We start from the raw sequence: 23,417 nt of genomic DNA, 5'->3' as shown, positions 1-23,417 counted from the left end.
GCCGACGCGCCGGGCGCCCGCAGTCCCGCAGTGTCCGGAGCGCCCTGAGCGCCCGGAGCCTGGGTGGGGCGAGTCCGAAGAGCGGATGGGCGTCGTTCCGGAGCCAGCCGCGAGATCGCGCAGATCAGGATCGACGATCGGTTGAACGCGGTCTGAGGTCGCCGGGGGCAGGTGAACCCGGGCTGCCCGGCAAGGGCGGCAACTCGACGTCGTGGCTCGAAATTCTGAGGATTCTGGTCGTACCAGCGACCACGATCCTTAGGCTTTGCCGGGCAGCGGCAGCGGACCGGAACCGCAGCTCGAGGATATGATGGTTTTCGTCGCTCTTGCGACCAGAATCCTCAGATCTTGCGGGCGGCAGTGGCAGTCCGAAGCTCGGAACCGTGCTACAGGCTCCCCGGCGACCGAAATTCTCATTTCCTCGTGACTGCCGGCCGCTCTGTGGTCGCTTCGCCGCTTTTGGTGCGCGTTTTCACCGGCCCGCGGCCGCTGTCAACGCGCCTCCTGCAGACCTCGCCTATGGAAGAGCTGCGCCGACCATCCGCAGCGACAGCTCGGCGTACCGGCGGCCGATCTCCGCCGGGGTCCACGAGCCGTCGTCCCGGTACCAGCGGCCGATGTCGATGGCGAGGGAGACCAGCGCGGTCGCCGTCATCGCCGGATCGGGCGCGACGAACACCTTCGCGGCGACACCTCGCTGCACGATTCCGCCGATCTCCGCGGCGATCTCCCGCCGAATGGCGTGAATCTCCTCCCGATGCTCCGAGCTCAGTGCGGCGAGCTCGTAGTTGACCACCCGGGCGGTCGTGTGATCGCGAGCATGCGACTCGGCGAAGGTCTGGGCCACTCTGCGCAGTTGCTCGACCGGGTCATCCGAGTGGGCGAGCGCCGCGCGCAGCCTCGCGAGCGTCCGTTGGTGCCCGGTCAACGAGATGAGGTAAAGCAGTTCTTCCTTCGATTTGTGATGGACGTACAGGGCTGCCGAACTCATTCCCGCCGCCGCCGCGATGTCGCGGGTGGTGGTGCCGTGAAAACCTTTTGTCGCGAACGCGTCGAGGGCAGCCGCGAGAAGACGCGCGCGGGTCGCGTCGGCGCGCGAAGCCTCCGGGATCCGAGTCAAGGCGTGTCCGTTCTCGTCCGCGGCCATGGCGAGTGCCCGGCGCGCGGAGCATCAGGTAGGTATGCGGGCCGTTGCCGCATCGGTCGGGGCGGGCCGCCTGATCGGCCACGCTCACCGGGCACGCCCTCGGGCGGCCAGGCTCGATGTGGCCCTCGACCGCCCCCGCTCCCGCGAGACGGTCTCCTGCTCCTGTCCTCCACACTATCCGGGCGCGGGCAGATGTGGATCCGTCCCGCTCGTCAGGACACGGCCGCTGTGTTCCCGGCCGGTACCTTCACGCTGGTGGATGTGCTTCCGAACAGTCCCGCATCGTCCGAGACCGCTGCGCTGTCGGAGGCGGCCGTGCCACCGGAGCCGATGCTGCCCACTGCCGCGATCGACGCCGCCGTGCGGGCGCTTGACCTGAACGATCGAAGGATGGCGATCGGTCCCGACGAGGGCCTCGCGCTGCGGGTGGTCAAGGTGGCCGAGGAGTGCGGCGAGGCGAGCGCGGCGCTGATCGGCCTGCGCGGACAGAACCCGCGCAAGAGCCGCGGTTCGGAGCAGGAGCTGATCGACGAGCTCCTCGACGTGGCGCTTTCCGCGCTGGTCGCCGCCGCCTCGACAACCGGTGACTGGGCGGCCCGGTTCACGGCCCATGTCGAGGCGAGGACGGCCCGGCTGATCGCGGCCGTGGGGGAGCGGCATCCCGGCGAGTGATCGGCGCGTGATCGGCGCGTGGTGGCGGTGCGCGGAGATCGGATCGATGTGCGTGGCGGTCGGCCGCCGGAGGTCGGCGGGCAGGTGGCAGGGCGCGTCGCGCGGGCGGAACTCGTCGAAGGTGGGCGGCATAGGCTCCGGCCCATGTCATCTTCGGAGCCGGCGGCCGCCGGGAACGACCCGGCCCAGCACTGGGGCGACCAGCGGCACAAGACCGTCACCTGGTACGACCCGGCCACCAGCGCGGCCCTGGGCCTGACCATGTCCGGCCTGGAGTTCCTGCGCGCCATGATGGACGGCACGGTCCCACCGCCGCCGATCTCCCAGGTGTTCGACTTCCGGCCGGTCTCGGCGGACGTCGGTGATGTCGTCTTCACCTGCGAGCCGGACGAGTCCGCGTACAACCCGATCGGACTGGTGCACGGCGGCCTCGTCTGCACGCTCCTCGACACGGCGGCTGCCTGCGCGGTGCACACGACCCTGGCCGCCGGCACCGCGTACACCTCGCTTGAGATCAAGGTCAACTATGTTCGCCCGGTCCAGATCGTGCCGGGCGGGACGAACACGCTGACCGCCCATGGCTGGGTGACCCGCCCCGGCCGTCGGGCCGCGTTCGCGGAGGCGGATGTCCGTGACGCCGCCGGGCGCGTGGTGGCCACCGCGAGCAGCACCTGCCTCGTCATGAGTTAGCGAACAGGCCGTCGGTGCCCGCCGGCGCCGTGCCCGCCAGTACCGTGCCGGCCTACAGCGGCGCCGGGCCAGGGTGGCGCCACGCCGGCGCCGTCGCCCGGAACCTGTCAGGCGGGATGTGTGGGGCAGGTGAACAGGGGTTGAAATCCCAGCTTGGCGTGCCATGCGCGGGCGGGCCGATGATGGGATCGGGGCTGATGAGCCCTACCGGAGGCTGCCATGAGCGAGACGACCGCAGGAACATCCGACGTGCGGCTGGTTGTTGATTCACTTCCCTTCACGCCACCCACCGAGTACCTCGGCGCGGACGTCCGTTCACTGACAGTGGTCGAGGATGACGCGGACGACGCGACCCTGTTCCGTCCGGACGGCACGTCGATCGACACCTGGCGGGAGAACTACCCGTACACACACCGGCTTTCCCGTGACGCCTATGAGCGGGAGAAGCGGCTGCTGCAGATCGAGCTGCTCAAGCTCCAGTACTGGGTGAAGGACACCGGCCAGAAGGTCGTCCTGCTTTTCGAGGGCCGGGACGCCGCCGGCAAGGGCGGCACCATCAAGCGGTTCACCGAGCACCTGAACCCGCGTGGGGCCCGGGTCGTGGCGCTGGAGAAACCGACCGAGACCGAGCGTGGGTCCTGGTACTTCCAGCGGTACATCGAGCATCTGCCGACCGCCGGCGAGATCGTGATGTTCGACCGCTCCTGGTACAACCGGGCCGGCGTCGAGCGGGTCATGGGCTTCTGCACGGAAGCCCAGTACCACGAGTTCCTCGGCCAGGCGCCCGCGCTCGAGGAGATGCTCATCGAAAGCGGCATCCACCTCATCAAGCTGTGGTTCTCGGTCTCACGCAGCGAGCAGCAGACGCGGTTCCTGATCCGTCAGATCGACCCGGTGCGGCAGTGGAAGCTCAGCCCCGTCGATCTCGCGGCCCTGGACCGGTGGGACGACTACACCAAGGCCAAGGAAGCCATGTTCGTCCACACGGACAGCAAGAAGGCGCCCTGGACCGTCATCAAGAGCAACGACAAGAAACGGGCCCGGCTGGAGGCCATGCGCCACGTCCTGTCGCAGCTGGAGTACGCCGGCCGGGACGAGTCGGTCATCGGGCAGCCGGACCCGCGAATCGTCGTCTCCGCGACGGAACTGCTGAAATCCGGCGAATAGTCGGCCGGCAGGCCACGATGGTCGCATGTACCTGGACCAGTCGGGCCTGGCCGGCGGCGGTGACGCCGCGGCTCGCCCCCTGCGGCGAGGCCCCGCTCGCCCCGAGGTGGGGTCGGTGTGCCCGTTCGCCGTCGAGCGCCCGGCTTCGATCCAGCGCTGGGAGCGGCTGACCTTCCTGCACTGGCCGTTCGAGCCCGAGGTGGTGCGCCGCCGGCTGCCGCCGGAGCTGACCGTGGACACCTTCGACGGCCAGGCCTGGGTCAGCCTGGTGCCCTTCTCCATGCGGGTGGCGACCGGCCGCGGGTGGTCGTTGCCGTGGATGTCCGCGTTCCCGGAGACCAACGTCCGCACCTATGTGGTCGATCGGCGGGGTCGTCGCGGGGTCTGGTTCTTCTCCCTGGACGCCGCCAGGCTCCCCGCGGTTCTGATGGCGCGCGGGGGTTTCCGGCTTCCCTACCTGTGGTCCGCCATGCGGGTCGTCCGAACCGGGGAAGGCTGGCCGGGCCCGCGTCGCACGCTCGGCCAGGACGGGATCGGCCAGGACGGGATCGGCCAGGACGGGATCGGCCAGGACGGGATCGGCCAGGACGGGATCGGCCGGGACCGGATCGGTCGGGACGGGATCGGTCGGGACGGGATCGGTCGGGACGGGATCGGTCGGGACGAGATCCTCTACCGGACGCGGCGTCGCTGGCCGGGGCCGCGGGGGGCGTCCAGCCGGGTGCGGGTCCGGATCGGCGCCGCGTATCAGGCCGGCGAGCTCAGCCCGTTGGATCACTTCCTCACCGCCCGCTGGCGCCTCTACAGCTCGACCGGGCCGAGCCATCGGACCGTGCCGGCCTGCCACGAGCCCTGGCCGCTCCACCGGGCGGATCCCGTGGAGCTCGACGACGGGCTGCTGGGCGCGGCCGGACTCGCCCCGCCGGCGGTCGAGCCGCTGATGCACTACTCGCCCGGTGTGCAGGTGCGGATCGGCCGCCCGGAACGGTACCTGTGACCGCTCCCGGCCAGTCCGCCCAGGGAGTCGGCCGGTGGGCCTACGGCAGCCTGCGGGCGAGGGTCAGCCCGTCGGCGACGGGCAGCATGACGACCTGGACCCGCCGGTCACGGGCGAGCGCCTCGTTGAAGGCCCGCATGGCGACGACGTTCGGGCTGGCCTCGGTCTCGGCTCCGTCCTCGGCGAGCACCCGCCCGGACTGCAGGACGTTGTCCACGATGATCAGGCCGTTCGGGTTCAGCCGGGGCAGCAGCAGCTCGAGGTAGGTCTGGTACGCCTCCTTGTCGGCGTCGATGAAGGCGAGATCGAAGGTGGGCCGCGCGGGCAGCCGCGCCAGCGACTCGGCTGCCGGGCCGAGGCGGAGCTCCACCCGGTCGCTCACCCCGGCCCGCTCCCAGTAGCGCCGTGCGATGGACGTCCACTCGTCGCTGACGTCCAGGCACAGCAGCCGGCCGCCGGGCGGCAGGGCGCGGGCCACGCACAGCGAGGAGTAGCCGGTGAAGGTCCCGATCTCGATGGCGCGGGACGGCGCGATCGCCGCGGTCAGGATCGTCAGCAGGGCGCCCTGATCGGCGGGGATCTGCATCCCGGCGGCGCCGCCCAGGGCCGCGGTCTCGGCCGTGAGGTCCGCGAGGATGTCGTCGGTCGGCGACCCGTGGGTGACGAGGTACCGATACAGCTGCGGGGGCAGGAAACCGGACTTGCCGTGGAAGGAGTGCCCGTCGGCGGGCGGGATGTCCGAACGGGAGGTCACGCGTCGAGGCTATCGAAGCGGCTCGGCGTCCGGCCGCCCGCGCGGTTGCCGGGCCGCGGCGGGCCGCGGTGGGCAACGGCGGGCGGCAATCGCGCGAACGGGCACGAGGTGGGCGCGTGGTGGATACACCGTGCTGTCGGGCTGTCACTTCTCCGGAAAAGATCCCTGATCGGGGTCTTCATGTGTCACGGTGGGTATTCCCGAAGAATTCCACTGCTCCGACCGGGGGTGGGGCCGATACTCTCGGGGGCGTGCTCAGAAGGCTCGATCTGCGTTCCGTGAGACCCAGCGCCTCGGAGGTCCGCCGCCTCATCCCGCGGGCGGCCGTCGACGTCGACGTGGCGATCGAGGCGGTGCGCCCGGTCTGTGATGATGTGCGGGCCCGCGGTGACGCGGCTGTCCTCGATGCCGCCGAGCGGTTCGACCGGGTTCGGCCGGCGAGCCTGCGGGTGCCGGCCGAGGATCTCGAGGCCGCGCTGGCGGCGCTCGCGCCGGCGGTGCGTGACGCGCTGACCGAGGCGATCCGGCGGGCACGGCTGGTGCATCGGGCTCAGCTGCGCGAGCCGGTCGTCGTCGAGGTCGCCCCCGGCACGACGGTCACCGAGCGGTGGATCCCGGTGGAGCGGGTCGGCCTCTACGTGCCGGGTGGCCGGGTCGCCTACCCGAGCAGCGTCGTGATGAACGTGGTGCCCGCGCAGGAGGCCGGTGTCGGGTCGCTGGCGGTGGCCTCGCCGCCCCAGGTGGACAACGACGGCCGGCCGCACCCGGTGGTGCTGGCGGCGTGTGCGCTGCTCGGCGTCGACGAGGTCTACGCGGCCGGTGGGGCACAGGCGGTCGCCATGTTCGCGCACGGCACCCAGAGCTGCCCGGCGGTCGACGTGGTCACCGGTCCCGGCAACGTGTACGTCACGGCGGCGAAGCGGCTGCTGCGGGGCGTGGTCGGCGTCGACGCGGAGGCGGGCCCGACGGAGGTCGCGATTCTCGCTGACCACTCGGCCCGGCCGGATTTCGTCGCCGCCGATCTGATCGCCCAGGCCGAGCACGACCCGATGGCGGCCTGTCTGCTGGTCACGACCTCGGTCGAGCTCGCTGACGCCGTCGATGTCGAGCTGGACAAGCAGGTTCCCCGCACCCGGCACCGCGAGCGGGTGGCGGAGGCGCTGGCCGGGCAGGGCGCGGTGGCGCTGGTCGCCGACCTCGACGCCGGGCTGGCCGTCGCCGACGCCTGGGCGGCGGAGCACCTGGAGATCCAGACGGTGGACGCGGCGGCGGTCGCCGCCCGGGTGCGCAACGCCGGGGCGATCTTCGTCGGGCCGTACGCCCCGGTTCCGCTGGGTGACTATCTGGCTGGTTCCAACCACGTCCTGCCCACGGGCGGGACGGCACGGCATTCCGGTGGTCTCGCGGTGTCCGCCTTCCAGCGGCAGGTGCACGTCGTCTCCTGCGACGCCGACGCGCTGGCCGACATCGCACCGCGGATCGCCGCGCTCGGCACGGCCGAGGATCTGACCGGGCACGTCGACGCGGTGGAGGTGCGGGCACGATGACCGAGGATTCGGTGGATGCGACGAGCGACGCCGCCGGCCCCCTCGAGGCCGACGCCCCCGCCTTCGACGGGATGCGGGTGGAGCCGATCTCCGCGCCGGCCGCGGGCCTGGGGGGCGGTCCGGGCGTGGGCCCCGGTCTCGACCGCGGATCCCGTCCGGGTGCGGCGACGTCGGGCGGACGTCCGGCGCGGCGCGTGGTCACGCTGGACGACCTGCCGCTGCGTGACGACCTGCGCGGCCTGTCGCCCTACGGCGCGCCGCAGATCGACGTCCCGGTCCGGCTGAACACGAACGAGAACCCGCATCCGCCGTCGGCCGGCCTGGTCGACGCGCTGGGGAAGGCCGCGACCCTCGCCGCGACGGAGGCGAACCGCTACCCGGACCGCGACGCCGAGGCCCTGCGCGCCGATCTCGCCTACTATCTGACCTCGGACGCCGGTTTCGGTGTGCACACCGCCCAGGTGTGGGCGGCGAACGGGTCCAACGAGATCCTTCAGCAGCTCTGCCAGGTGTTCGGCGGGCCAGGCCGGACGGCGGTCGGCTTCGAGCCGTCGTACTCGATGCACCGGCTGATCGCGCTGGCCACCGCCACCGGCTGGGTCGGGGAGCAGCGGGCGGAGGACTTCACCCTCGACGCCGAGCGGGTCGCCGGTGCGATCCACCGGCACCGGCCGGCGTTGCTGTTCCTCGCCTCGCCGAACAACCCGACCGCCACCGCCCTGGGCCTGGATGTCATCGCCGCCGCCTGCGACGCGATGGAGGAGGTGGGCTCCGGGGTGGTCGTGGTGGACGAGGCCTATGCGGAGTTCCGCCGGGCCGGCGTGCCCAGCGCCCTCACCCTGCTGCCGGATCACCCCCGCCTGGTCGTCACACGGACGATGAGCAAGGCGTTCGCGCTGGCCGGAGCCCGGGTCGGGTACCTCGCGGCGCATCCGGCGGTCGTCGACGCCCTCGCGCTGGTCCGGCTGCCCTACCACCTGTCGTCGTTCACCCAGGCGATCGCGCGTACCGCGCTGGCGCACGCCGACGAGCTGCTCGGCACGGTCGAGGCGGTGAAGGCCCAGCGCGACCTGCTCGCGCGGGAGCTGCCGCAGCTCGGGTGCGAGGTGGCGCCGAGCGACGCGAACTTCGTGCTGTTCGGGCATTTCACCGACCAGCGGGCGGTGTGGCAGGGCCTGCTCGACGCCGGGGTGCTCGTGCGGGACGTCGGCCTCGGCGGCTGGCTGCGGGTGACGGCGGGCCTGCCCGCCGAGACGGACGCCTTCCTCGCCGCCCTGCGCGCGGTGCTCACGGGCAACCCGTCGCTGCTGCGGACCGGGCCCGCGGCGCCGGCCGGCACCAGCGTGGTCGGATAGCTCGAACAGCACCGACGCCGTCGAACACGTAGTAGACGTTCAAGACCCACGAGGGATCACACACGTATGGCGCGAACCGCTCGGATCGAGCGCAAGACCAAGGAGTCGCACGTCCTGATCGAGCTCGATCTCGACGGGACGGGGCTGGCCTCGTCCGAGACCGGCGTCCCGTTCTTCGATCACATGATGGAGCAGCTCGGCAAGCACGGCGGCTTCGACCTCACCGTGCGGACCGAGGGCGACCTGCACATCGACGCCCACCACACTGTCGAGGACACCTCGATCGCCTTCGGTGCGGCGCTGCGCGAGGCGCTCGGTGACAAGGCCGGCATCCGGCGGTTCGGGGACGCGACCGTCCCGCTCGACGAGGCGCTGGTGCAGTCGGCCGTCGATCTTTCCGGGCGGCCCTACTGCGTGCATGTCGAGCCGGAGCTGGTCGGGCTGATCGGCACCTACGACACGACGCTCACCCGGCACGTCTTCGAGTCGATCACCGCGTCGGCGCGGATCGCGCTGCACGTGCGGGTGCTGTCGGGGCGCAACGCGCACCACGTCGTCGAGGCCCAGTTCAAGTCCGTCGCCCGCGCGATGCGCGACGCCGTCGCCCTGGACGCGCGGGTCGCCGGGGTTCCCTCGACGAAGGGTGTGCTTTGACCAGCGCCCGTCCGAAGGTCGTCGTCCTCGACTACGGCTCGGGCAACCTGCGGTCGGCCGAGCGGGCGGTCGCCCGGGTCGGCGCGGAGGTGACCGTCACCGCGGATCTCGACGCGGCGCGTGCCGCTGACGGGCTCGTCGTGCCCGGGGTCGGCGCGTACGCGGCCTGCATGGCGGGCATCGAGGCGATCGGCGGCGGCGCCGTCGTGCACGAGCGGCTCGCGGCCGGCCGCCCGGTGCTGGGGATCTGCGTCGGCATGCAGATCCTCTACGAGGTCGGGGACGAGCACGGGGTGCGCACGGCGGGCCTCGGCGTGCTCGCGGGCAGCGTGGACCGGCTGTCCGCTCCGGTCCTGCCGCACATGGGCTGGAACCTGGTCGCCCCGCCCGCGGAGTCCGTCCTGTTCGCCGGTGTGGACGCGGGCACGCGTTTCTACTTCGTGCACTCCTACGCCGCCCGGCCCCAGGCGGGGGACACCGTGGCCGAGCACGGCGAGCCGTTCGCGGCCGCGGTCGAGCGTGGTCCGCTGATGGCCACCCAGTTCCACCCGGAGAAGTCCGGTGACGCCGGCGCGCACGTGCTGGAGAACTGGCTGCGCACGCTGAACTGACCTGCCGCGCACCGGCGCCGGTCGGAGCACCGGTGCCGGCCAGCGCGGTGCCGGCCAGCGCGGTGCCGGCCAGCGCGGTGCCGGCCAGCGCGGTGCCGGTGCCGGTCAGCGCGCCGGGCCTGGTCACCCGGGCGGCACCGCCCGGAGTCGGTTGGTGGTGTAGAGGCGTGCGACGACGTCCTCGATCGCCGGTTCGCCGACGGCGAGGTCAACCAGCGGGTAACGGGCCGCGACCGCGCTGACCAGTGGTGCCGCGCTGTCCTGGGAGCTGAACTCCAGCCACTGCCGGGCGCCGTCCACCCGCACGACCCGGGCGCCCTCGATCGTCATCGCCGGATGTGGCTCGGCGAGGTCGACCCGCAGTGTCCGGACGCCGCCGATGCGGGTACGCAGCTCGTCCAGGGTGCCGTCGAAGCCGAGCCGGCCGTGGTCGATGACCATCACCCGCCGGCACAGCTGCTCCACGTCGGTCATGTCGTGTGTCGTGAGCAGGATCGTCGTCCCCGACTCCCGGTTGGTGCGGGCGAGGAAGGACCGTACGGCGGCCTTCGAGACCACGTCGAGGCCGATGGTCGGTTCGTCCAGGTAGACGATCTCGGGCTCGGGCAGGAAGGCGGCGGTGACGCTGCCGCGCATCCGCTGCCCGAGAGAGAGCTGGCGGACCGGTGTGTCGATGAAGGAGGCGAGATCGAGAAGCTCGATGAACTCGTCGAGGTTCCGGCGGTATCGCGCCGGCGAGATCCGATAGATCCGTTGGATGAGGTCGAAGCTGTCGCGAAGCGGTAGATCCGACCACAGCGCGGACCGCTGCCCGAACACGACACCGATGCGCCGCGCGAGGCGCAGCCGCTGCCGGGACGGGTCCAGCCCGGCGACCCGCAGCCGCCCCGCGGACGGGGTGAGGATCCCGACCAGCATCTTGATGGTGGTGCTCTTGCCGGCGCCGTTCGGCCCGAGGTACCCGACGATCTCCCCGGCCCGCACGCTGAACGACAGGTCTCGGACCGCGTGGACGTCGCTGCGTTCCCGCCGCATCCACCCCGTCCTCCGCCGCAGCACGAACGTCCGGGTGACCTCGCTGACGTCGATCACGGAAGCATCGGATGGAAGGGTCACCCGCCCTCCCCGCGGTAGTGACGGATCCCGGCGCTCCACGCGATCCCGGCGGCCAGGCAGCTGGCCAGCGCGACCAGCGGCGAGAGGAAGCCGGTGAAGCCCGGCAGGCCGAACGGGTCGGGCCGGCCGAGGATGAACAGCGCGGGCTGCCAGTTCACGAAGGCGACCGGGAAGACGAAGGTCAGCAGCATCGCCATCCGGCGGCCGTAGATCGTCAGCGGGTACTGCGTCGCCAGCGCGGAGCCCTGGCGGACCGCCGCGATGGCGACGCTGGCATCCGGGGCGACGAACAGGACGGCGGCCACCCCCACCGCGAGGCTGATACTGATCACCGTTCCGCAGAGGACCATCATCGGAAGGATCGCGACCCGTCCGGGGCTCCAGTCCACCGGGAGCGCGGCGAGGCTCACCGCGAACACGGCGGTGGGCTGCGCCAGACGCCCCAGCCGCTGGGCCGAGAAGTCCATCGTCGCGCTCTGCACGAGCACGCTGACCGGCCGGGTGAGCGTCGCGTCCATCCTTCCGTCCTTGATCTGCCAGCCGAGCTGGTCAAGCGGGCCCACCAGGGCCTCGGCGAGGGCGAAGGGCAGGGCGGAGGACCCGTAGAGGAACGCGACCTCGGACAGCGCGAACCCGTCGAGGTCGGGGAGATGGGCGAAGATGATGCCGATCGTGGCCAGGTCCAGCGCGGCGCCCGCCATCTCCACGAGCGTGTACATCACCAGTGAGACGCGGTACTGCGCCGCCGACCGGAACGCCGCACGGACGAGGAGCAGGTAGAGCGCGGCCTCGTCGCGCACCAGACCGAGCCGCCCGCCGCCGGTGGCGCTGCGCCCACCACCGGTCATCCGTCCCGCATCGTCGGCCATCGGTTCCGTGCCGCTCGTCAACCGTTCTGCACCACCAGACGCCGGATCGCCCGGGATGTCAGCGCCTGCCCGGCCAGCAGCAGCACGAGGGCCCAGGCGGCCTGGAAGGCCAGTGCGCGGACCGGGCCGTCGTCCGCGGTGCCCAGGTAGAGGTCCATCGGGGTCTGGATGACGGCGCCGAAGGGCAGCAGGCCGGCGATGGTGCCGAGCGCGCCCGGGAACAGGACGAGCGGCAGGATCGCCCCGGAGAAGAACATCATCACCAGCGCCGAGACCGCCTGCACGCCGCGGAAGTCGGTCATCCAGAACGCGCTGAGCGCGACCAGATAGCGCAGGCCGAAGCTCACCAGCAGCGCCAGCCCCAGGCTCACGGCGAAGGCGGCCGCCGCGCCGGCTGTGCGCGGCAGCCGCAGGTCGAACAGGAGCACCCCGACGATCGCCGCCGGCAGGGCGCGGCTGGCCAGGTACACGGCCGCCCGCCCCACCTCGAGCCCGAGGTACCAGCGTTGGAAGCCCAGCGGCCGGACCAGGTCGACCTCGATGCTGCCGTTCCGGACCCGCCAGGGGATGTCGATCATTCCGCCGAAGACGGCGAAGGTCGTCACCAGGGACTGCCCGAGCACGGTGAAGGTGACCGCGGCGGTGCTGTCGTAGCCGGCGAGGCCGGGGCGGTGCGTCCACACGGCCAGCGCCAGGTGCCCACGCAGCACGGTGAGCACGATGTTCGACACGATCGAGGCCAGGATCGCCGCCCGGTAGCGGAGCATCCGGCGTGCGGAGGCGGACGAGATCGCGCCCCACATCCGCGCCGACTCCCACGCGCTGCCGGGCCTGTCGAGCCTGCCGGTTCTGTCGAGCCTGGACAGGCTGCCGACCAGCCGCGTCGGGGAGGGCGATTCGGTGGGTGCCGCCGCTGGCGCTGTCGGTGCCGCCGCTGTCGGTGCCGCCGCTGTCGCCGGCAGCTCCGCGGACGCCGGCAACGTCGCCAGATTCGCCTGTGCCGGTGGGGGATTCGCCCGGTCGGGAATCATCGCTGCAAACCTAGAATGCCGGCCGCGGGTACGGAGACGTTTTGCGTGAGCCCGTGTGGTCTGCACCAGGCGGGGCCGCGACCCGTAGGGTGGGCGCGTGACGTTGACGCTGCTACCCGCGGTGGACGTGGCTGACGGCCAGGCCGTCCGTCTGGTCCAGGGCGAGGCCGGATCCGAGACCTCCTATGGCGACCCCCGTGAGGCGGCGCTGACCTGGCAGCGTGACGGCGCCGAGTGGATCCATCTGGTCGATCTCGACGCGGCCTTCGGCCGTGGCTCCAACCGGGAGCTGATCGCCGAGGTCGTCCGCTCCGTCGACGTCGCCGTCGAGCTCTCCGGCGGCATCCGCGACGACGAGTCCCTCGACGCCGCGCTGGCGACCGGGGCGGCCCGGGTCAACATCGGCACCGCCGCGCTGGAGAACCCGGACTGGGTCCGCGCGGCGATCGACCGCGTCGGTGACCGGATCGCGGTCGGCCTGGACGTCCGCGGAACCACCCTCGCCGCCCGCGGCTGGACGCGTGACGGCGGCGAGCTCTACGAGGTTCTCGCCCGCCTCGACGCCGACGGGTGCGCCCGTTACGTCCTCACCGACGTCCGCCGGGATGGAACGCTGACCGGTCCGAACGTCGAGCTGCTGCGTGCCGTGACGGCCGCGACGAAGCGGCCGGTGGTCGCCAGCGGCGGGGTCTCCTCCCTGGACGATCTGCGGGCCATCGCCGCGGTGCCCGGTGTCGAGGGCGCCATCATCGGCAAGGCGCTCTACGCCGGCGCGTTCACCCTGCCCGAGGCCTTGGCCGTCGCGGCGGGCGCGGGTGCGGCGGCGGGGACGGCGTCGGGCTCGCCGTGACGGTCGCGGTCCGGGTGATCCCCTGCCTCGACGTCGACGGCGGCAGGGTTGTCAAAGGGGTGAACTTCACCGACCTGCGCGACGCCGGTGACCCGGTCGAGATGGCCCGGCTCTACGACGCCGAGGGCGCCGACGAGCTCACTTTCCTGGACATCACCGCGTCCAGCGGCAACCGGGAGACCACGTACGACATCGTCCGGCGCACCGCCGAGCAGGTCTTCATCCCGCTCACCGTCGGCGGGGGAGTGCGTGCGGTCGATGACGTCGACCGGCTGCTGCGGGCCGGCGCCGACAAGGTCGGCATCAACACGGCCGCGGTGGCGCGCCCGGAGCTGGTCCGCGAGTGCGCGCTGCGGTTCGGCAGCCAGTGCATCGTGCTCTCCGTCGACGCGCGCCGCTCCCGTGAGCCGGGTGGCCCGCTGTTCGAGGTGACGACGCACGGCGGGCGTCGCGGTACCGGCATCGACGCGGTGGAGTGGGCGGCGCGCGCCGTCGAGCTGGGCGCCGGCGAGATCCTGCTGAACTCGATGGACGCCGACGGCACGCAGGACGGCTACGACCTGAAGATGATCAGTGCGGTGCGGGCGGCGGTGGACGTGCCCGTGATCGCCAGCGGCGGGGCCGGTCGGCTCGACCACTTCGCCCCCGCCGTCGCCGCCGGAGCCGACGCGGTGCTCGCGGCCAGCGTCTTCCACTTCGGGCGGATGCGGATCTCCGAGGTGAAGAAGGAGCTGCGCGACGCGGACATCCCGGTCCGCTGACGCGCCGCCGGGCGTGCGCGGCGCTGTGGGGGAGCACCGCGCGAACGTTGACGGAACTTCGGCTGTCCAGCTGAGGTCAGCTCACCCATGACGGTGTGAAACACCCCCGCGGCAGGCCAGGATGGCGGCGCGCCGGAGAACCGCGGGGGCGTCCACCGGCCACGGCCGCCGTGAAACAACGACCCACCCACCGGGTGCTCGGACCCGCTGACCTGCTGACCGGGACTTTTGGCCAGGACAGCCGCGTTGGTGACGAGCAGTCGATGCTGGTGATCGGCGGTCTGACAGCGACCGCGAAACGGAGGAGTGCGGTGCCCGGTGACCTCGCGTCCAGCGTTGCGGCCAGCCTCGCTCCCCGCAGACGGGCGCGGGCGTGCGTGGCGGATGTCGCCGTGGGTGCCACGGATGGCGCCGAGGCCGTAACAGCCGCCGAGGCCGAGGCCGAGGCCGTTGCCGCGGAGGCGGACGCCGCCGCGGGTGCCACCGGCGCCACAGCCGCCACCGTTGACGTTCCTGCGCCCCGGGCCAGGGCGCCCCGGGCCGGGGCGGCCCGGCCGGCGGTGGCGGGCGCGGGCGGTCACGCGCCCGGGGTGATCGGGCGCGGGCTGGGCATCCTCGCGAACGCGGTGCGAGAGGAGCCGCGGATCTTCGCCGCGGCCTTCGTCGGCAGCTCGCTGTACGCGTTGGCGACGGTGGCGACCTCGCTGGCGCTGGGCGAGATCACCGAGCGGGTGGTGGTCCCGAGCATCCGGGACGGTCACGCCGACTGGGGCACGCTGCTCGGCGCCGGTGCGATCATGGTCGGTATCGGGTTCGCGCGCGCGTGCGGCCTGTTCCTGCGCCGGCTGGTCTCCGGGATGATGCAGTACCGGCTGCAGGCCACCTACCGACGCCGGGTCACCCGCCAGTACCTTCAGCTGCCGCTGGCGTGGCACCAGCGGCACTCCACCGGCTCGCTGTTGTCGAACGCGAACGCCGACGTCGAGGCGACCTGGGCACCGATCGCGCCGCTGCCGTTCGCCGCGGGCGTGCTGGTCATGCTGGCCGCCGCACTGGGGCTGCTGGTCGCGACGGACCCGCTGCTCGCGCTGGTGGGGTGCGTGGTGTTCCCCGCCTTCGGCGCCGTCAACATCATCTACGGGCGCCTGGTGTCACCGCTGTACGGGCGGGTCCAGCAGCTGCGCGGTGAGGTCAGCGGCGTCGCACACGAGTCGTTCGACGGGGCGCTGGTCGTCAAGACGCTCGGCCGGGAGGCCGATGAGACGTCCCGCTTCGAGGTGAAGGCGCAGGAGCTGCGCGACGCGATGGTCCGCGCCGGCCGGATCCGCGGAATGTTCGACCCGGTCATGGAGGCGCTGCCCAACCTGGGTGTGCTCACCGTGATCGTGGTCGGCGCGGTCCGTATCGACGCCGGCTCGCTCACGGTCGGCGAGCTGGTGCGGGTGGCGTACCTGTTCACCCTGCTGGCGTTTCCGATCAGGGCGATCGGATGGGTCTTCGGCGAGCTCCCGCGGTCGGTGGTCGGTCATGAGCGGGTGGCGGCGGTGCTCGCGGCGAGTGGCGGGCTCACCCACGGCACCGCCCGGCTCGCCGGGTCCGGTCCGGCCGCGCTGCAGGTGAGCGGAGTCGGCTACCGGTATCCCGCGCCGGCGGCGGGCCGGCCCACCGCCGAGGACGTCGCCGACCCTGCCGGCACCGTGGATCCCGCCGGCACCGTGGATCCTGCCGACAGCGTGGACGTCGCCGCCGACGCCGTGGACGCCCTGGACGCGGTGGGCGTCGGGCGGGCGGCGCTGTCCGGCGTCACGTTCGACGTGCCGCCCGGCCGGGTGGTGGCGCTCACCGGCCGCACCGGCTCGGGCAAGTCGACCCTGGTGAACCTGCTCGCCCGCCTCATCGACCCGAGCGGTGGCACGATCCGTCTCGACGGGGTGGACCTGCCCGAGCTCGCGGCCGGCGAGGTCACCGGCGCGGTCGCGCTCGTCCCTCAGCAGACGTTCCTGTTCGACGACACCGTGCGGGCCAACGTGGCGCTGGGCCTCGACGTGGGCGACGACGAGATCTGGGAGGCCCTGCGCCGCGCCCAGGCGGACCGTTTCGTGCGCGCGCTGCCCGCGGGCCTGGACACCCGCGTCGGCGAGCGAGGAACCACGTTGTCCGGCGGCCAGCGCCAGCGCATCGGCCTGGCCCGCGCGCTGGTCCGCCATCCGCGGCTGCTCATCCTGGACGACGCGACCTCCAGCGTCGACCCGCGGATCGAGGCGTCCATCCTCGCCGATCTGCGGGCCCGGGCCGGCGCCGCCACGGTGGTGATCGTCGCCTATCGCCGCTCGACGGTCGAGCTCGCGGACGAGGTCGTCTTCCTGGCCGGCGGCCGGGTGGTCGCGCAGGGTACGCACCGGGAGCTGCTGAGTCGCTCGCCTGGCTATGCCGAGCTGCTTACCGCCTACGACGAGGCGGCGGACGGGCGGTCGCCGGCCGCCGCGGTCCCGGCCGTTCCGGAGGTCGCGCCGTGAGTCGCAGCGCCGTTGGTCGCAGTGCCGTGAGTCCTGGTGCTGCTGTGGGCGCCGGCGCGGTGAGGGATGGCGCGGTGCACGGTGGCGCGGCTGTGGGCGGTGGTGCAGTGGTGGGTGGAGGTGCGGTGGGCGAGGGGCTGTGGGCGACCCTCGGCCGGCTGCACCGGCTGGTGCCGGAGCTGACCGCCGGGATCCTCGGCACGCTCGGACTGGCGATCATCGCCACGGTGGGCAAGGTGGTCGTCCCCGTGGTCATCCAGCAGGCACTGGACCGCGGTGTGTGGGACGGCGGGGCCGACCTGGGGGTCATCGGGATCTCGGTGGGTTTCGCGGCCGTCGCCATCGGAGTCACCGCCGTCGCCGCCTACCGGATGAACGTCCGGCTCTACCGCCTGTCGGAGAGCGCGCTCGCGACCCTGCGGGTCCGGGCGTTCCGGCACGTGCATGACCTGTCGATGCTCAGCCAGTCCGAGCAGCGGCGCGGGTCGCTGACCTCGCGGGTGACCACCGACATCGACACCATGTCGCAGTTCCTGCAGTTCGGCGGCGTCATGTTGATCGTCTCGCTGGGGCAGATGGTCATCGCGACGGTCCTGATGTTCGTCTACTCCTGGCAGCTGACGCTGGTGGTGTACGCGTTCTTCGTGCCGCTGGTCCTCGCGACCCACCGGTTCCAGAAACGGCTGGCCCGCCGGTACGGCGTGGTGCGGGAGCGGGTCGGCGAGATGCTCGGCGCGATCGCCGAGTCCGTGGTGGGCGCACAGGTGGTGCGCGCGTACGGGTCGCAGCAGCGGACGGCCCGACGCATCGGGACCACGGTGGAGGACTACCGGGTCGCCCAGACCCAGGCGCAGACGCTGGTGGCCGGGGTGTTCGCCGGGGTGGAGATCGTCGCCGCGCTGACGACGGCGTCGGTGGTCGTGCTGGGGGTCGCGCTCGGCGTCGACGACTCGCTCACCACCGGCCAGCTCGTGGCATTCCTGTTTCTGCTGACGCTGTTCGTGATGCCGATCCAGTCGCTGACCGAGGTGCTGAACGAGGGCTCCAACGCCATCGCCGGGCTCCGGCGGGTCGTCGACGTGCTCGACACCCCGACCGACATCCGCGACCCCGGTGCCGACGGCGGGGGGCGCCTGCTGCCGGACGGCCCGCTGGGGGTCCGGTTCGACCAGGTCGGCTTCGCCTACCCAGGCGGACCGCCGGTGCTCCACGACGTGACCCTCGACCTGGCGGCCCGGACGAGGGTGGCGGTCGTCGGCGAGACCGGCTCCGGCAAGACGACCATGGCGAAGCTGCTGACCCGGCTGATGGACCCCACCGACGGCACCGTCCTGATCGGCGACGTCCCGCTGGGCGAGGTGCGTTTCGACTCGCTGCGCCGCCGCGTGGTCATGGTGCCGCAGGACGGCTTCCTGTTCGACCTGACCGTGGCGGGCAACGTCCGCTATGGGCGCCCCGACGCCACCGATGAGGAGATCATGGTGGCGTTCGAGCAGCTGGGGCTGGGGGAGTGGCTGGCCGGCCTGCCGGCCGGGATCGCCACCAGGGTCGGTGAGCGGGGCGATCTGCTCTCGGCCGGCGAGCGCCAGCTCGTCGCGCTGGCTCGGGCCCAGCTGGCCGACCCGGACCTGCTGGTCCTCGACGAGGCGACCTCCGCGGTGGATCCGGCCACCGAGGTCCGGATCGCCGCGGCCCTGCTGGCCCTGACCCGCGACCGGACGTCCGTCACGATCGCGCACCGGCTCTCGACGGCCGAGGCCGCGGACGAGGTGATCGTGGTGGACGCGGGCCGGGTCGTCCAGCGCGGCACGCACGCCGACCTCGTCGCGGTTCCCGGGGTGTATCGGCGGCTGCACGAGTCCTGGGCCGCCGGGGTCTCCTCCCGCTGACGGCGGGCCGGCCCGCCAGCGGCAGTGTGCCGGCGCCAGGGGCGCCAGGTCGCGCCCGGCTCACAGCGCCGGGTTACGCGGCCGGCTCATGGGGCCGGCTCACAGCGCGGGCTCGCGGCCGGCCTCGCCGCGGCAGGCAGAATAGGGTGGGTGACCGCACCAGCCTCAGCTCTCGATCCCGCCATCGCCCGCCAGCTCAAGCGGGACGGGGCGGGCCTGTTCCCGGCCGTAGCCCAGCAGTACGACACGGGCGAGGTCCTCATGCTCGGCTGGATGGACGATGAGGCGCTGCACCGGACCCTCACCACCGGCCGCGCCACCTACTGGAGCCGAAGCCGGTCCGAGTACTGGGTCAAGGGAGACACCAGCGGGCACGTGCAGTGGGTTCGCTCGGTCGCTCTCGACTGCGACGGGGATACCGTGCTCGTCCGGGTGGACCAGGTGGGGGTGGCTTGCCACACGGGGGAGCGCACCTGCTTCGTCGGTCGGGAGCTGCCCGTCGAGGCCGGCCCGGCCGCGTCGGAAGTGTCGGGCGCGGCAGCGTCGGGCGCGGCAGCGTCGGCCGGGGACCGCGCCTCCGTGACGGCGTCGACGAGGGGAGCAGGTCGATGACGACCGGCGTGATCACGCCCACCCGCGAGGAGTTCCACCAGCTCGCGGCGCACCAGCCGGTCGTGGCGGTGTCCCGGCGTCTGCTGGCCGACGGCGAGACCCCGGTCGGGGTGTACCGCAAGCTGGCCGGCGGCCCGGGCACGTTCCTGCTGGAGTCCGCCGAGCATGGCGGTGTGTGGTCGCGGTACTCGTTCATCGGGGTACGCGCCGCCGCCACCCTCACGGAACGTGATGGCCAGGCCGTCTGGGTGGACGGGGTGCCGCCGCCGGGCCTGCCGAGCGGTGGTGATCCGCTGGAGGTCCTGCGGGCCGTCGAGCGGCAGCTCTGCTCGCCCCGCCCGGAGGGGACCCCGCCGCTGCTCGGTGGCCTGGTCGGCTACCTGTCCTACGACATCGTCCGGCGCATCGAGCGGCTGCCGGCGAACTCCGTCAATGATCTCGGGATTCCCGAGCTGCGGATGTTGCTGACGACCGACCTCGCCGTCCTGGACCACACCGACGGGTCGTGCCAGCTGGTGGCGAACGTCTTCACCGGCGTCACCGGCGTCACCGGAAGCGGCGGGGGGGCAGAGGGCGCCGGTACCGCCGGTACCGCCGAGCTGGACGCGGCTTACGACGACGCGGTGCACCGGATCGAGGTGATGACGGCCGATCTCGGCAAGTGGAGCGAGCCGACCGTGGCTACCACGACCGGGGCCGTCACCGGGGTAAGGGACTTCGTCTCCGCCACCGAGGCCGGTGGCTACCGGGCCGCGATCGAGCGGTCGATCGAGGAGATCCGCGCCGGCGAGTGCTTCCAGATCGTCGTCTCGCAGCGTTTCGAGCGCCCCACCTCCGCCGACGCGCTGGATGTGTACCGGGTCCTGCGGGCGTCCAACCCCAGCCCGTACATGTATCTGCTGCGCTTCGCCGATCATGACGTCGTCGGGTCCTCGCCCGAGGCACACGTCAAGGTCACGGGCCGCCGAGCACTGCTGCACCCGATCGCCGGCAGCCGGCCGCGGGGCGAGACTCCCGAGCACGACGCCGAGCTGGCCGCCCAGCTGCTGGCCGACCCGAAGGAACGATCCGAGCACGTCATGCTGGTGGACCTGGTCCGCAACGATCTCGGGCGGGTCTGTGTGCCGGGCTCGGTGCGGGTCGTCGAGTTCGCCGCGGTCGAGCGGTTCTCGCACATCATGCACATCGTCTCCACCGTGATCGGTCAGGTCGCGCCCGAACGCAGCGCCGTCGACGTGCTGGCCGCCACCTTCCCCGCGGGCACCCTGTCCGGAGCCCCGAAGGTGCGCGCCATGGAGATCATCGACGAGCTGGAGCCGACCCGGCGTGGTCTCTACGGGGGCGTGGTCGGCTATCTCGACTTCGGCGGCGATCTGGACACCGCCATCGCCATCCGCACCGCGGTGCTGCGCTCCGGCATGGCCTATGTGCAGGCCGGCGCCGGCATCGTCGCGGACTCGGTGCCGGAGACGGAGGATCTGGAGAGCCGGACGAAGGCCGCCGCGGTGCTCCGCGCGATCGAGGTGGCGGAGTCGCTCCGCTCGCCGTCATGACCTCGACGCCCGACATGCCCACCACGACACCACCCGACCGGCATCCCGATGGCAGCACCGCGGCCGACGGGGCCGCCGCGCCGGCTGCTGACCAGGCCCGACGGGCCCGTCGGGAACGGATGCTGGCCATCGTCGGGTGCCTGGTCGGCGCGGCAGCGGTGCTGTTCAGCGCTGGTTCCACCTGGGTGTCGGCCCGTGTGCAGTCAGGGGTGGGGGAGAAGGTGGTGGCGGCGCCGCTGGCGGTGAACTGGTCCGGCAGCTCGCTGGCACCGGCGGTGACCGCCCTCGGGCTGCTCGGCCTCGCCGGGACACTGGCGATCATCGCGACCCGGCGGCTGGGCCGGACCGTGGTGGGAATCCTCGTGCTGCTCGCGGGCATCGCCATTCTCGTGACGGCGGGTGGGATCGCCATCGATCCGATGGGCGCTGTCCGCGGCACGGACGAGGTTCAGGCCGTGGTACCCGTGGGGGAGCCGACGATCACTGGGCTCTCCCGCACCGCCGGACCCTGGTCGGCCTCGTTCGGCGGCCTGGTACTGGCCGTCACGGGCGCTGCCGTGGTCGCCCGCGCGCGGACCTGGCCGGCCATGTCCGGCCGTTACCAGGCCCGCGTAGCCGCACCCGTTGACGCCTGGGACGCCATCGAGCGGGGCCAGGACCCCACCTGATCATCGGAGCCGCCCTTCCTGGCCCGCGAGGCGCGGCGAGCCGCTCGTGCCGGGCCGGCCGGTGTGGGTCTCGGGCGGCCGCGGCGGGAGTGTACGCGGGGACTGCTGGCGGCCCAGGGCCGCCAGCGTCAGGTGGTTGCGCTCAACATCCGCCTCAAGCAGACGGATGAGCACGTCCATTCGGGCGATGCGGCGGTCGAGCTCCCGGATCTGAGCAAGAAGTAGCTGGTGCTCCGTGTCGGTGTCGAGAAGCCGCCGTGAGCCCGCGCCCGTGGCGGCCCCTGGCCGACCTGCGGGCGCGCTCCCCGGTGGCCCTGCGGGCGTGGGCCGGGGCGGGACGGCGGTCGCCCGCCGGGGCGCGACGGCGCCCGGGGCGCCCGCTGGGCTGGCCGCTGCCGGGCCCGTGGGCTCGGTAGCCGTGCCGCCGGCGTGCAGCGGCTCCGCGGGGCTGGAGACGGGCGTGCCCGGCGCGGTGCCGGGAACGGCTGACGATGATCCTGCATTTCGATCGGTCCTCTCGTCCGGACCACCTTCCGGCCCGCCCGAAGCGGGCTGCCCATCCGGCTCGGAACCGCTGCCGCTGGCGGGACGGGCGGACCACACAGCCGAGGACGCCCAGGCCGCGATGGGCCATCGCGCGCCCATCGCCTGCCCCGCGGAGCCGGCCGGATCTGACTCCCATGCCGCGTTCGGTGCATTGCCGATCTCCACCGCCGCGCTCCATGCCAGGCCCACCTGATCTGTCACCCGATCCGTCATCACGCTTCCCCCAAGCAGCTCCGTCGAACGTGTGTTCGATGATACGGGTCGGTCGTGGGGCGTCAAAGTCGCCGGGGGGCGGGCGTGTCGCGACGCCGAGCGCCGGTTTCGTGACGTGTCCGTGTCGGTGCGGCGGGTGTCAGTAGCAACGGCGTCACCACTACGCTCGCGAACCATTCCGTCACCGGGTGGGAGATACCTCTAATTCATCTGGCCTCGACGTCGACGTCAGGGCGGTATCGGCCCAAATCGACAACGGAGAAGCAACGACAGGTCGTGACCGCTCGACGCCGTGAGTGGGGGTGGCGGGCCGGCGTCGTGCGCCTGTCCTACCATCGGCCCCATGGCCGCGACTGGCGCGAGCGCGGGGCGATGAACGCTCTCGACGAGATCCTCGACGGGGTCAGAGCAGATCTGGCTGAACGCGAGCGAGAGACGTCCCTGGCAGCTCTCAAACAAAGAGTGGAACGTGTACCGGACCCCCGGGACGCGCTGGCGGTGCTGCGTGCGCCGCGGGTGTCGGTGATTGCGGAGATCAAGCGCCGCTCACCGTCGAAGGGGGCACTGGCGGCGATCACCGACCCGGCCGGGCTGGCCTCGCTCTATGAGCAGGCCGGCGCGGCGGCGGTGAGCGTCCTCACCGAGCGGCGGCGCTTCGGCGGGTCCCTTGCGGATCTTGATGCCGTCCGGGTAGCGGTGGACATCCCGGTCCTGCGCAAGGACTTCGTGGTGTCGCCGTACCAGGTGCTGGAGGCGCGGGCGCATGGTGCCGACCTGGTCCTGCTGATCGTGGCCGCGCTCGACCAGCCACGCCTCATCGGGCTGCTGGAGCGGGTCGAGTCCCTGGGAATGACCGCGCTGGTCGAGGTGCACGACGAGGAGGAGATGGTCCGTGCGCTCGACGCGGGAGCCCGGCTGATCGGGATCAACGCCCGGAACCTGCGCACGCTCCAGGTCGACAGGGAGACGTTCGCGCGGCTGGCACCGATGGTTCCCCACGGGGTGCTGAAGGTCGCCGAGTCCGGCGTGCGCGGTCCCCACGACCTCCTCCAGTACGCCGGCGCGGGTGCGGACGCCGTTCTGGTGGGCGAGGCCGCCGTCACCGGTGGCGACCCGCGGCAGTTCGTCGCGGACCTCGTGACGGCCGGAACCCATCCGGCCACCCGCATCGCGCACTGATCCCGCACGAGGCCGACGCC

The 23,417-nt window shown here is 72.5% G+C and carries 22 protein-coding genes; 16 read left to right on the top strand and 6 right to left on the bottom strand.

Annotation, left to right across the window (positions count from 1 at the left end; genetic code table 11):
- Positions 1-517: 517 nt before the first annotated feature.
- The gene (locus ACG83_RS00755) at positions 518-1,147 is read right to left on the bottom strand and encodes a TetR family transcriptional regulator (RefSeq protein WP_054564237.1); all 630 of its coding nucleotides are present in this window, start codon (positions 1,145-1,147) and stop codon (positions 518-520) included.
- Between the two features lie 228 nt (positions 1,148-1,375).
- Here ACG83_RS00755 and ACG83_RS00750 point away from each other — a divergent pair, with 228 nt between their 5' ends.
- The 4 genes from ACG83_RS00750 (at position 1,376) to ACG83_RS46410 (ending at position 4,673) form a co-directional block, all read left to right on the top strand.
- Positions 1,376-1,819 carry a MazG-like family protein gene (locus tag ACG83_RS00750; RefSeq protein ID WP_054564236.1) on the top strand — a complete coding sequence of 148 codons (444 nt, stop codon included), beginning with the start codon at positions 1,376-1,378 and terminating at the stop codon, positions 1,817-1,819.
- Positions 1,820-1,963: 144 nt separating this feature from the next.
- Positions 1,964-2,509 carry a PaaI family thioesterase gene (locus tag ACG83_RS00745; protein ID WP_054564235.1) on the top strand — a complete coding sequence of 182 codons (546 nt, stop codon included), beginning with the start codon at positions 1,964-1,966 and terminating at the stop codon, positions 2,507-2,509.
- A 219-nt stretch (positions 2,510-2,728) separates the two neighbouring features.
- Positions 2,729-3,676 (top strand): polyphosphate kinase 2, encoded by a 948-nt coding sequence (ppk2, locus tag ACG83_RS00740; protein ID WP_054564234.1) that lies wholly within the window; start codon positions 2,729-2,731, stop codon positions 3,674-3,676.
- Between the two features lie 25 nt (positions 3,677-3,701).
- Positions 3,702-4,673 carry a YqjF family protein gene (locus ACG83_RS46410; RefSeq protein WP_054564233.1) on the top strand — a complete coding sequence of 324 codons (972 nt, stop codon included), beginning with the start codon at positions 3,702-3,704 and terminating at the stop codon, positions 4,671-4,673.
- A gap of 40 nt (positions 4,674-4,713) precedes the next feature.
- On the opposite strand, the gene ACG83_RS00730 is transcribed toward ACG83_RS46410, so the two are convergent.
- Complete coding sequence (locus tag ACG83_RS00730; protein ID WP_054564232.1) at positions 4,714-5,427, bottom strand: O-methyltransferase; 714 nt, start codon at positions 5,425-5,427, stop codon at positions 4,714-4,716.
- Between the two features lie 251 nt (positions 5,428-5,678).
- Here ACG83_RS00730 and hisD point away from each other — a divergent pair, with 251 nt between their 5' ends.
- From hisD to hisH, 4 genes are all read left to right on the top strand, one after another.
- Positions 5,679-6,974 carry a histidinol dehydrogenase gene (gene hisD / locus ACG83_RS00725; RefSeq protein WP_054564231.1) on the top strand — a complete coding sequence of 432 codons (1,296 nt, stop codon included), beginning with the start codon at positions 5,679-5,681 and terminating at the stop codon, positions 6,972-6,974.
- A complete protein-coding gene (locus tag ACG83_RS00720) occupies positions 6,971-8,329 on the top strand; it encodes a histidinol-phosphate transaminase (RefSeq protein ID WP_083472943.1) in 1,359 nt (452 codons plus the stop codon). The genes hisD and ACG83_RS00720 overlap by 4 nt, the downstream gene beginning before the upstream one ends.
- Positions 8,330-8,395: 66 nt before the next feature.
- The gene (hisB, locus tag ACG83_RS00715; protein ID WP_054564230.1) at positions 8,396-8,983 is read left to right on the top strand and encodes an imidazoleglycerol-phosphate dehydratase HisB; all 588 of its coding nucleotides are present in this window, start codon (positions 8,396-8,398) and stop codon (positions 8,981-8,983) included.
- On the top strand, positions 8,980-9,594 hold the full coding sequence (gene hisH, locus ACG83_RS00710) for an imidazole glycerol phosphate synthase subunit HisH (protein WP_054564229.1): 615 nt from the start codon (positions 8,980-8,982) through the stop codon (positions 9,592-9,594). Before hisB ends, hisH begins: the two co-directional genes overlap by 4 nt.
- A 123-nt stretch (positions 9,595-9,717) precedes the next feature.
- On the opposite strand, the gene ACG83_RS00705 is transcribed toward hisH, so the two are convergent.
- From ACG83_RS00705 to ACG83_RS00695, 3 genes are read right to left on the bottom strand one after another with little or no spacing between them, the layout of a single operon-like run.
- A complete protein-coding gene (locus ACG83_RS00705; protein WP_054564228.1) occupies positions 9,718-10,710 on the bottom strand; it encodes an ATP-binding cassette domain-containing protein in 993 nt (330 codons plus the stop codon).
- Positions 10,707-11,579, bottom strand: coding sequence for an ABC transporter permease (locus ACG83_RS00700; RefSeq protein WP_054564227.1), 873 nt, complete (start codon positions 11,577-11,579; stop codon positions 10,707-10,709). The genes ACG83_RS00705 and ACG83_RS00700 overlap by 4 nt, the downstream gene beginning before the upstream one ends.
- A gap of 17 nt (positions 11,580-11,596) precedes the next feature.
- A complete protein-coding gene (locus ACG83_RS00695; protein ID WP_054564226.1) occupies positions 11,597-12,610 on the bottom strand; it encodes an ABC-2 family transporter protein in 1,014 nt (337 codons plus the stop codon).
- Positions 12,611-12,707: 97 nt separating this feature from the next.
- Between ACG83_RS00695 and priA the strand changes: the two genes are divergently transcribed.
- From priA to ACG83_RS00660, 7 genes are all read left to right on the top strand, one after another.
- Positions 12,708-13,460: a bifunctional 1-(5-phosphoribosyl)-5-((5-phosphoribosylamino)methylideneamino)imidazole-4-carboxamide isomerase/phosphoribosylanthranilate isomerase PriA gene (gene priA, locus ACG83_RS00690; RefSeq protein WP_054564225.1), complete on the top strand. Its 753-nt coding sequence runs from the start codon at positions 12,708-12,710 to the stop codon at positions 13,458-13,460.
- Positions 13,457-14,221, top strand: coding sequence for an imidazole glycerol phosphate synthase subunit HisF (gene hisF, locus ACG83_RS00685; RefSeq protein ID WP_006544432.1), 765 nt, complete (start codon positions 13,457-13,459; stop codon positions 14,219-14,221). Before priA ends, hisF begins: the two co-directional genes overlap by 4 nt.
- 263 nt (positions 14,222-14,484) lie before the next feature.
- Entirely contained in the window at positions 14,485-16,737 is a 2,253-nt protein-coding gene (locus ACG83_RS00680; RefSeq protein ID WP_235497727.1) for an ABC transporter ATP-binding protein, read from the top strand.
- A 125-nt stretch (positions 16,738-16,862) separates the two neighbouring features.
- A complete protein-coding gene (locus tag ACG83_RS00675) occupies positions 16,863-18,626 on the top strand; it encodes an ABC transporter ATP-binding protein (RefSeq protein WP_054564224.1) in 1,764 nt (587 codons plus the stop codon).
- 150 nt (positions 18,627-18,776) lie between these two features.
- A complete protein-coding gene (gene hisI / locus ACG83_RS00670) occupies positions 18,777-19,238 on the top strand; it encodes a phosphoribosyl-AMP cyclohydrolase (RefSeq protein WP_054564223.1) in 462 nt (153 codons plus the stop codon).
- Positions 19,235-20,791 (top strand): anthranilate synthase component I, encoded by a 1,557-nt coding sequence (locus ACG83_RS00665; protein ID WP_054564222.1) that lies wholly within the window; start codon positions 19,235-19,237, stop codon positions 20,789-20,791. The genes hisI and ACG83_RS00665 overlap by 4 nt, the downstream gene beginning before the upstream one ends.
- A complete protein-coding gene (locus tag ACG83_RS00660) occupies positions 20,788-21,459 on the top strand; it encodes a Trp biosynthesis-associated membrane protein (protein WP_054564221.1) in 672 nt (223 codons plus the stop codon). Before ACG83_RS00665 ends, ACG83_RS00660 begins: the two co-directional genes overlap by 4 nt.
- Here ACG83_RS00660 and ACG83_RS43730 read toward each other — a convergent pair whose 3' ends face one another.
- Complete coding sequence (locus ACG83_RS43730; protein WP_131830967.1) at positions 21,460-22,206, bottom strand: hypothetical protein; 747 nt, start codon at positions 22,204-22,206, stop codon at positions 21,460-21,462.
- A gap of 384 nt (positions 22,207-22,590) precedes the next feature.
- On the opposite strand from ACG83_RS43730, the gene trpC reads away from it, so the two are divergent.
- Complete coding sequence (trpC, locus tag ACG83_RS00650) at positions 22,591-23,397, top strand: indole-3-glycerol phosphate synthase TrpC (protein ID WP_006544439.1); 807 nt, start codon at positions 22,591-22,593, stop codon at positions 23,395-23,397.
- Positions 23,398-23,417: the final 20 nt, after the last annotated feature.

Origin of the sequence: Frankia sp. R43, assembly GCF_001306465.1 — a bacterium.
Taxonomy (GTDB): domain Bacteria; phylum Actinomycetota; class Actinomycetes; order Frankiales; family Frankiaceae; genus Parafrankia; species Parafrankia irregularis.
This window is presented reverse-complemented; position numbering and strand designations above follow the sequence as displayed.

Excerpts from the sequence above, each read along its gene's own strand:
- ACG83_RS00755 (WP_054564237.1), bottom strand. The coding sequence starts at position 1,147 with ATGGCCGCGGACGAGAACGGACACGCCTTGACTCGGATCCCGGAGGCT.
- ACG83_RS00745 (WP_054564235.1), top strand. The coding sequence starts at position 1,964 with ATGTCATCTTCGGAGCCGGCGGCCGCCGGGAACGACCCGGCCCAGCAC.
- ppk2 (WP_054564234.1), top strand. The coding sequence starts at position 2,729 with ATGAGCGAGACGACCGCAGGAACATCCGACGTGCGGCTGGTTGTTGAT.
- ACG83_RS46410 (WP_054564233.1), top strand. The coding sequence starts at position 3,702 with ATGTACCTGGACCAGTCGGGCCTGGCCGGCGGCGGTGACGCCGCGGCT.
- ACG83_RS00720 (WP_083472943.1), top strand. The coding sequence starts at position 6,971 with ATGACCGAGGATTCGGTGGATGCGACGAGCGACGCCGCCGGCCCCCTC.
- hisB (WP_054564230.1), top strand. The coding sequence starts at position 8,396 with ATGGCGCGAACCGCTCGGATCGAGCGCAAGACCAAGGAGTCGCACGTC.
- ACG83_RS00700 (WP_054564227.1), bottom strand. The coding sequence starts at position 11,579 with ATGGCCGACGATGCGGGACGGATGACCGGTGGTGGGCGCAGCGCCACC.
- ACG83_RS00695 (WP_054564226.1), bottom strand. The coding sequence starts at position 12,610 with ATGATTCCCGACCGGGCGAATCCCCCACCGGCACAGGCGAATCTGGCG.
- ACG83_RS00680 (WP_235497727.1), top strand. The coding sequence starts at position 14,485 with ATGCTGGTGATCGGCGGTCTGACAGCGACCGCGAAACGGAGGAGTGCG.
- ACG83_RS00665 (WP_054564222.1), top strand. The coding sequence starts at position 19,235 with ATGACGACCGGCGTGATCACGCCCACCCGCGAGGAGTTCCACCAGCTC.
- ACG83_RS00660 (WP_054564221.1), top strand. The coding sequence starts at position 20,788 with ATGACCTCGACGCCCGACATGCCCACCACGACACCACCCGACCGGCAT.
- trpC (WP_006544439.1), top strand. The coding sequence starts at position 22,591 with ATGAACGCTCTCGACGAGATCCTCGACGGGGTCAGAGCAGATCTGGCT.